We start from the raw sequence: 8,465 nt of genomic DNA, 5'->3' as shown, positions 1-8,465 counted from the left end.
ATCATTAAAACCGATAAAGTCCTTACCTCGGCATCGCAAGATTTTACCGTCAAGGTGGATGTCACGGGTTTAAAACCAGACCAGCGTTATTTCTATCGCTTTATCTTTGGTGACAAGATTTCTCCAGTTGGTCAAACTAAAACCTTAGCAACCAGCACCTCAAAAGTCAGTTTTGCGGTATGTTCATGCTCAAATTATCCAGCAGGTTATTTCTATGTGTATCGGGAAATGGCGAAGCAAAATGTTGATGTGGTCATTCATCTAGGTGACTATATTTATGAATATGGCGCAGATGGTTATGCAACAGAAGATGCGGAAAAATTAGGACGAACACTGGCAGCTGATAACAATAAAGAAATTATCAAATTAGATGATTACCGTAAACGTTATGCTTTATACCGCAAAGACAAGGACTTGCAGGCATTACATCATCGCCATCCCTTTATTGTGATTTGGGATGACCATGAATTGGCAAATGACACATGGCGAGATGGTGCAGAGAATCATCAGGTTAATGAGGGTTCTTTTATGGAGCGTAAACTGGCAGCTTTACAGGCTTATTTTGAGTGGATGCCAATTCGTCCCATAGATGAACAACATCTCAAGATTTATCGCCAGTTTGATTTTGGCAAGCTGGTGCAACTGACTATGCTTGATACTCGGATTATCGCCCGTGATGAGCAGTTGGACTATGCCAACTATATCACAGCAAATGGTTTGGATATTGCAAAGTTTCAGGCAGATTTAACCAATCCAGCACGTACCTTAATGGGTTATACCCAGCGTGATTGGTTACTTGGAAAACTACAGCAATCGACATCCACATGGAATGTACTGGGGCAGCAGATTTTAATGACAAAAATGCTGGTTCCAGCTGAATTGTTGCTTTCATTGGCAGAAATAACTTCAGGCAATCCAACTGCCGACACCTTAAATAAAATGAATATGCAAATTACTGAGCTAGTCACCTTAAAGATGCGTTTAAAGCAAGGTGATCCGAGCTTAACCGATCAGGAAAAAGCCCGCGTTCTCAGCGTTGCACCTTATAATCTGGATGCCTGGGATGGTTATTTTGCAGAGCGTGAAATATTGTATGGCACTTTGGCACAATTAAAGAAAAAAGTTGTTGTACTTGCAGGGGATACCCATAATGCGTGGTCATCCAATCTATATAGCAAGGATGGTGTGTTTGTTGGTGTTGAGCTGGCAACCAGTTCAGTTTCTTCGCCAGGTTTGGAAAAATATTTAAATATCCCATTGGCTCAGTTGCAACAGTTTGAATTTGCGTTTACCACCTTGATTGATGAGCTGAACTATTGCAACTTAAATCAAAGAGGTTATTTAATTGTTCAATTTGATGAAGCACAGGTACAGTCACAGTGGGTTTATGTGGATTCAATCAAGAAGCCTGAATATAGTGTTGATACAGCCAGACAGCATCAGTTGAGTTTGGATGTGAATTTATTGCCAATGAAAACAGCGCAACAAGTAGCGTAATCCTATTTCAGTAGAGGCCAAACCATTCTGTTTGGCTTTTTTTATTTTTATTGCAAATATTTTCAGACATAAAAAAACCAGCATTAAGCTGGAATTTTTAGCACCATATTTCATTTGCTGAAAAATGGTGCCCGAGGCCAGACTCGAACTGGCACGCTTTGTGGGCGGGGGATTTTAAATCCCCTGTGTCTACCGATTTCACCACTCGGGCTTTACCAATGGAGGCGGAGGTCGGAATCGAACCGGCGTACACGGAGTTGCAGTCCGCTGCATGACCACTCTGCCACCCCGCCATCTCTTGGTGATGCACATATTAGCAATCTTTAGGAAAAAAACAATAGTGTTTCGGGTGAATATGCACATAAAAACAACATCTAAAAGCATATTGGACAAATTATCATGTATCATTTGCATACTTATCTGATTAGTAAGCACTTACTTATACTCACTTGGGAGATACGCTGTGGCATTGGTTTTAGACGGTCGTGCATTGGCAAAACAAATCGAGGCGGATTTGTTGGTACGTGTAGAGGCATTAAAAGCAAAAACGGGGCGTACCCCAATTTTGGCAACCATCCTTGTCGGGGATGATGGTGCATCTGCAACTTATGTACGCATGAAAGGCAATGCTTGCCGTCGTGTGGGAATGGACTCACTTAAAATCGAATTACCGAAAGAGACCACCACAGCGCAACTTCTGGCTGAAATTGAAAAACTGAATGCCAATCCTGATGTGCATGGCATCTTGTTGCAGCACCCAGTTCCTGAACAGATTGATGAACGCGCATGTTTTGATGCTATTTCACTAGAAAAAGATGTGGATGGGGTAACTTGCCTTGGTTTTGGTCGTATGGCAATGGGTGAGTCTGCTTATGGCTCAGCGACGCCAGCAGGCATCATGACCATTTTGCAGGAAAACAACATTGAAATCGCAGGTAAACATGCGGTTGTGGTGGGTCGCTCAGCGATTTTAGGTAAACCAATGGCGATGATGCTATTACAGGCCAATGCGACAGTGACAATTTGCCATTCACGTACCCAGAATCTTGCTGAGCTGGTTAAACAGGCAGATATTATTGTCGGTGCAGTCGGTAAGGCTGAACTGATTCAGAAAGACTGGATCAAGCAAGGTGCGGTTGTGGTTGATGCTGGTTTCCATCCTCGTGATGGCGGTGGTGTAGGTGATATTCAACTTGTTGGAATTGAAGAAGTTGCATCTGCCTATACACCAGTGCCAGGCGGTGTTGGCCCTATGACGATTACCACATTGATTCGTCAGACCGTTGAAGCCGCTGAAAAAGCTTTGGATTAAATTCCCCCCTAACCCTCTCTTTATGAATATAAGTGTCTACACAAGTTTTAATATGTTGATTTATCTGATTTTTAACCCCTCTAAATCTCCCCTTATTAAGGGGAGACTTACCACGAATCTTATAAGTCATGGGATTCGTGCTGTTCTCCCCCTATTTTAGGGGGAGTTAGAGGGGGTTTTTACAACCTGCTGTATTAATTGACATATACCATCAATATTCGTCATAACTTCATGGTTGCTAAATCGAATGGTCGTTAAACCCAACTCTAGCATAAATTTATCTCTAATTTTATCATAAGCTTGGGCATCTTCGAAAAAATGGCTTTCACCATCGACCTCAATAATCAATTTTAATTCTGGACAATAAAAATCGACAATATAATGCCCAATACCATGTTGCCTACGGAATTTCACTCCAAACTGGCTATTTCTTAAAATCCCCCATAACCGTTTTTCAGGTTCGGTCATGTTATTGCGTAATGTTTGACGGCGTTGCTTATATTCTATTTTGTTAAATATTTTTTGTGTCATGGTTTTTCTCAATTTATTCTCAACCTAACTTCCCCTTTTGATGGTGAGGGCTGAAAAATTTACCCCCTCCCCACCTACCCCCCTTGTCAGGACATGGTCGTCAAGTGCAACCCCACCTAACTTCCCCTTAATATGGGGAGGAACTCCACGAATCATATTCAGCCTTTAATTTCGTGGAAAGTCCTCCCTTGCAAAGGGGGGATTTAGGGGGGTAAATCAGACAAACATCTGCTGCAATAAGCCTTTTTTCCAAGTTTTTGCTTGTTCTATTTGCTCTGCCACAACTTCAATTTTTTGATCAATGGCAGATAAGAAGTTGGCGATTTTGGTTTGTTCTTCTAGGCAAGGAAATTCAATCTCTGAATCTGCTATTACATTCCAATCAGCTCTTGGCATTTTAGAACCAGATTGAATATTCGTTAGTTCGGTAAATTGCTCACTTTGAACAAACTGGAATAAGTAATCATTCGATATTTTCAAACCTGTTAGTACCCAAATTTCACTAGAGCAAACGCCTTTAAATTTAGGTTTAGCAAATTTTCTTAAATATGGTCGTAGCTTCCCAAACAAAACACTGTTCTTTTCAAACAAATTTTTTGTACTTTGCTGTTCACAACTTTCAATAGTGCCTAATATTTTCCCAGTATTTTGAGATAAATGCTCTAATTCAATACAGGGTAAATTCCCCTCGTTCTGAGGATTAAAATTTTTAGATTTATTTGTGAAAACATCACGAATTATATTTATTTCCCACTCCCCAAATTCACTGCCATCATCCGCTTTAAAACGAATCTGCTGGCTAAACAACTTCTGCATCATGCCTTGTTTATATTGGCTAAGTAGCTCATGTTTTTGAGTCAGTTGGCTAATCTTTTCATCGACTGCGGAAAGGAAAGAGGCAATTTTGGTTTGTTCTGCTTTGGATGGATAAAAAACTTCATATTTAGACAAAATCTTATGAGATGAATGTCGTACTGTTGTTCCAGTTGAAGTCTCTTTAATATGCTTTAAATAGTTTTCAGTTAAAAAGAAATTCAATAAGAATACCTTACCGATTACATCTTGGTTTGGTTCAACTTTTAAAATTCGCTGATTTAATAAAATTTCTTCATTCAGATGCGGCAATAAAATAGGTTTACCTAATAATTCACATGATTGTGTCAAATCAGTAAGTAATATTAATAGATCATTTCCTCGACATACAAATTTCTCATCACAAGATTCAATTGTGAATTTGGTATTTTGTTCAGTAAATAATGCACGCCCATATGTCGTGAAGTTTCTAGGTGTTATAAGTTTTCTACCATTTTCATCAAATTTTTCACTATCAAAAGCATACCCTGAAATAAATTTAGCTATGTTTCCTAATGTCTGAGAACTCCAATCCCCATCAAACTCTTTAAATCTTAACTTTGGCGTAGCCATTACTTCACCTCCGCAAACGGTGAAACAATGCCTAGCTCTTTGCAGAAATCGCCAATGATGGCATCGGTTTTTTGGCTGTCGTGTTCCAAAGCTTGAAGCTGTTTTGCAATCACATCTAAATCAATCTCGGCTTCCGCTTCAAAAGTATCCACATAACGCGGAATATTCAGGTTGTAATCGTTATCTTTCACTTCCTGCAAAGTCGCCACATGCGCATATTTTTCAATATTTTTACGCTGTTCAAATGCCGCAACAATCTTATCCGAATGCTCAGGCAATAACTTGTTTTGGTTCTTCTGCTTTTCAAAATCATTGCTGGCATCAATAAACAGAATGTTGCCTGTATGCTCACGGTTTTTCTTCAACACCAAAATACAGGTCGGAATCGAGGTGCCATAGAAGATATTGGCAGGCAGACCGATGATGGTATCCACCACGTTCATCTGTTCAATCAAATACTGACGAATCACGCCCTCACTCGAACCACGGAACAATACGCCATGCGGTAACACCACCGCCATCGTGCCGTTGTCATCCAGTTGATACAGCATGTGCTGTACAAAAGCCATATCGGCTTTAGAACTTGGCGCCAGTTTGCCATACGCAGCAAAACGCTCATCTTGTAAAAATAACGGATCGGCAGACCAGTTGGCAGAAAATGGCGGATTCGCCACCACCGCATCAAACTTTTTATCTAAATGCTGCGGACGGGTTAAAGTGTTTTCCTGCTTGATGTCGAACTTGGCAAAATGCACATCATGCAGAATCATGTTCATGCGTGCCAAGTTGTAGGTGGTACGGTTCATCTCCTGACCGTAAATCATATCGACATCTTTCACTTCACGTTTCACACGCAGCAACAACGAACCTGAACCGCAAGTCGGGTCATAGACTGAGCGTAAACGGTCTTTGCCTTGGGTGACAATCTTTGCCAGTAAGGTCGATACCGTTTGCGGCGTATAGAATTCCCCCGCTTTTTTGCCCGCGCCTGAGGCAAATTCACCAATCAGGTATTCGTAAGCATCCCCCAGTACATCGGCTTCGGTATTGGAAATATCAAAATCAATATCATCTAAATGACTGAGGACTTTCGCCACCAGTGCATTACGGTCGCTGGCATTATTGCCAAGCTTGGTCGAGTTTAGATCTAAATCTTCAAACAGGTTGGCAAAGTCATCGGCAGAGTCGGTGCCTAAAGTGCTTTGTTCAATTGATTTTAAGGTTGCAGTTAAATCATCCAAAATAAATTCGCCCTGACGACCACGCTCGGCTAAGGTATGGAATAGCTGTTTGGGTGTGAGCGCATAACCCACTTCGGCAATGGCATTCTTTTTAATTTCTTCGATGTAGGGCACATGCTCAGGATTATTTTCATCTAATTCTAAAAAGCTGAGGTCTTCACCATCGAGCAATTCATTGGCAAAGTTCACCGATTTTTCTGATAAATATTTAAAGAAAATAAAACCCAGAATGTAATCACGGAATTCATCGGCGCCCATAGTGCCACGCAAAGTATTGGCAATATTCCAAAGTTGTTTTTGTAATTGTTGCAGTTGTACGTGGGTCATTGTTATAGGAGTCCGATGAAATGAATAAAACATGACTAGTGTACCGAAAATTAAAGTTTTTTCAGCAGCCTTTGAACAGAAATATATTAAAAGTTTAGAGGGGCTGGTTGTCCACGATACTGTCTAGGATCAGAAATCATTTCTGCATGGTTGAGTAAAGTATCAATAAAATCAGAGTGATCAAGTATTCCATGTTTTCTGTAGTAGAGGTAGGATATTCCGAAGAGGTTTGGAGAATCTAAATGAATGTAGAGCGTGTATATACAGATGAAGAAGCTGTAGAGCTCCGTACAGCCCATATGTTAGCAAAAAGTATCATGGGTCACTCTTACCCTCAAAATGTCATAGAGGCTGCAGAAAAGCGATCTGAGGAAGACTTTGAGAGAATCGTTAGTGGAGAGGTCACACGAGCAGAAGTGGAAGCTGAGTTATTACTTCAATGGAACAAAAAAATGGCACTTCAACAGAGAATTAGTGAACTAGAAAAAGAACTCAAAGTTGGTCAAGAAATTCTTAATAACTGGAAAAATACAGAAGATCCATTGTTTGAGCGGCATAAAAGCTGTGTAGAGGGAATATTATCTAGACTTGTAAATATTAAGTGTCAATTAATAGAGGAAAGGTAATCTTACTGAAAATACTTTGAAGTTTTACTAAAAAGAAAATTAAATAGGTGTAAAATGGACTTTATAAAAATACTATTAGCTGATACTACATTTACTTTTGCAGCAGAAATTGTACTTCGTAGTGTCTTGATGTACTTCCTGATTATCTTAGTTTTAAGATTTTCTGGTAAACGTGGTGTTAGGCAACTTTCCATCTTTGAAATCGCAATTATTCTTAGTTTAGGATCTGCTGCTGGCGATTCTATGTTCTATGAAGAAGTTCCGATCATTCATGCTGTCATCGTTTTTGCAGTAATTATGGCTTTATATCGCTTAACAACTTATTTAATGATGAAATCCGATGCTATTGAGACCGTATTGGAAGGTCGACCAATATACATCGTCAAAAATGGTTTACTGATTGTTGAGGATATTAACCGAGAAAAGTATTCATATGATGAGTTCTTTGCTGAAATGCGCCAAAAGAAAATAGAGCACCTTGGACAAGTTAAAATGGCACTGCTTGAGACTGATGGCTGCCTAAGCGTGATCCCATATTCTAAAGAAAATATAAAATGGGGTCTTCCTTTGTTTCCCGATGAATACCAAATCGCAGATCATCATAATGTCAATCACTTTTATTCTTGTATGTTGTGTGGCCAAACCCAACTTTTAAATCATTTAAATGAAGAATGCCCTCGCTGTCAAAATACAAAATGGGCTAAATCCTGTTTGTATTGCGAGGAATATCAAAATTAATAAGCTTTTGTTTTGACTTAGATTAATTCAATATTATTTAAAATGAATAGTTTAAGCGAACAAAAAATACACATTTCTTTACCTTACTCAAAGCATAAATACTTAAAGTTTATATGGGTATCTTTGATCCAAAAAAGAGTTTTCTTGCAAGTAACTCATATTCGATTGTAGATAACCTAATTAAATTGTATAAGCACACAATATCCGTCAACAAACAAGCCATTAACTTAAGTGAAAACAAATACTTAATTTCACAAAACGTTATAAAGCAAATGTATAAGAGAATGTGATATGAAAGAACCAAATACACCAAAAATCGACCAGCTTTCTGAGGAAGCATACGTGGATCCTATAGGTAAAACCCTTACCTCTTCTTTAGGTGTTCCCGTAGCTGATAATCAAAATAGTCTAAAAATTAATGAGAAAGGCCCTACTCTTCTCGAGGATTTTCTTCTAAGGGATAAACTTATTCATTTTGATCGTGAGCGTATTCCAGAACGTGTTGTACATGCTCGAGGGGTCGGTGCTCATGGTTACTTTCAAGCTTATACAGGTAATGAAAAATGGACTAAAGCCAAGTTCCTAACGGACACAAATAATCGAACTCCTATCTTTGTCCGTATTTCTACAGTTCAAGGTGGGCGAGGTTCGGCTGATGTCGTTCGAGATGTACGAGGTTTTTCTATAAAATTTTATACTGAAGAAGGAAATTATGATTTGGTGGGGAATAATATCCCTGTCTTCTTCATTAAGGATGCTATTAAATTT

Annotated in this window: 8 protein-coding genes and 2 tRNA genes; 5 read left to right on the top strand and 5 right to left on the bottom strand. The window is 39.3% G+C overall.

The genetic code is table 11. From position 1 onward, the window contains the following. Positions 1–1,497: alkaline phosphatase D family protein (locus B4H32_RS12115; protein ID WP_286803266.1), on the top strand; the 1,497-nt coding region annotated here is incomplete at its 5' end. A gap of 125 nt (positions 1,498–1,622) precedes the next feature. On the opposite strand, the gene B4H32_RS12110 is transcribed toward B4H32_RS12115, so the two are convergent. Both B4H32_RS12110 and B4H32_RS12105 read right to left on the bottom strand, forming a co-directional pair. Beyond that, positions 1,623–1,708 (bottom strand) — tRNA-Leu (locus B4H32_RS12110). Positions 1,709–1,716: 8 nt separating this feature from the next. Then, positions 1,717–1,790, bottom strand: a tRNA-Cys gene (locus B4H32_RS12105). Positions 1,791–1,960: 170 nt separating this feature from the next. Here B4H32_RS12105 and folD point away from each other — a divergent pair. Then, positions 1,961–2,809, top strand: a complete 849-nt coding sequence (gene folD / locus B4H32_RS12100) for a bifunctional methylenetetrahydrofolate dehydrogenase/methenyltetrahydrofolate cyclohydrolase FolD (RefSeq protein WP_004674908.1) — start codon at positions 1,961–1,963, stop codon at positions 2,807–2,809. 156 nt (positions 2,810–2,965) lie between these two features. On the opposite strand, the gene B4H32_RS12095 is transcribed toward folD, so the two are convergent. The 3 genes from B4H32_RS12095 to B4H32_RS12085 form a co-directional block, all read right to left on the bottom strand. Continuing rightward, entirely contained in the window at positions 2,966–3,340 is a 375-nt protein-coding gene (locus tag B4H32_RS12095) for an endonuclease domain-containing protein (RefSeq protein WP_004682738.1), read from the bottom strand. Positions 3,341–3,556: 216 nt separating this feature from the next. Beyond that, the gene (locus B4H32_RS12090) at positions 3,557–4,765 is read right to left on the bottom strand and encodes a restriction endonuclease subunit S (RefSeq protein ID WP_004682739.1); all 1,209 of its coding nucleotides are present in this window, start codon (positions 4,763–4,765) and stop codon (positions 3,557–3,559) included. Beyond that, complete coding sequence (locus B4H32_RS12085) at positions 4,765–6,333, bottom strand: type I restriction-modification system subunit M (protein WP_286803262.1); 1,569 nt, start codon at positions 6,331–6,333, stop codon at positions 4,765–4,767. The genes B4H32_RS12090 and B4H32_RS12085 overlap by 1 nt, the downstream gene beginning before the upstream one ends. Before the next feature lie 242 nt (positions 6,334–6,575). On the opposite strand from B4H32_RS12085, the gene B4H32_RS12080 reads away from it, so the two are divergent. From B4H32_RS12080 to B4H32_RS12070, 3 genes are all read left to right on the top strand, one after another. Further along, complete coding sequence (locus tag B4H32_RS12080; RefSeq protein WP_004682741.1) at positions 6,576–6,959, top strand: hypothetical protein; 384 nt, start codon at positions 6,576–6,578, stop codon at positions 6,957–6,959. A 54-nt stretch (positions 6,960–7,013) separates the two neighbouring features. Beyond that, the gene (locus B4H32_RS12075) at positions 7,014–7,697 is read left to right on the top strand and encodes a DUF421 domain-containing protein (RefSeq protein WP_004682742.1); all 684 of its coding nucleotides are present in this window, start codon (positions 7,014–7,016) and stop codon (positions 7,695–7,697) included. A 291-nt stretch (positions 7,698–7,988) separates the two neighbouring features. Next, on the top strand, positions 7,989–8,465 hold a 477-nt coding region (locus B4H32_RS12070; protein ID WP_286803260.1), incomplete at its 3' end, for a catalase.

This window comes from Acinetobacter sp. UBA2063, assembly GCF_002333245.1.
GTDB classification, from domain to species: domain Bacteria; phylum Pseudomonadota; class Gammaproteobacteria; order Pseudomonadales; family Moraxellaceae; genus Acinetobacter; species Acinetobacter parvus.
The sequence above is the reverse complement of the archived record's forward strand: the minus strand, read 5'-3'. Positions and strand labels throughout refer to the sequence as shown.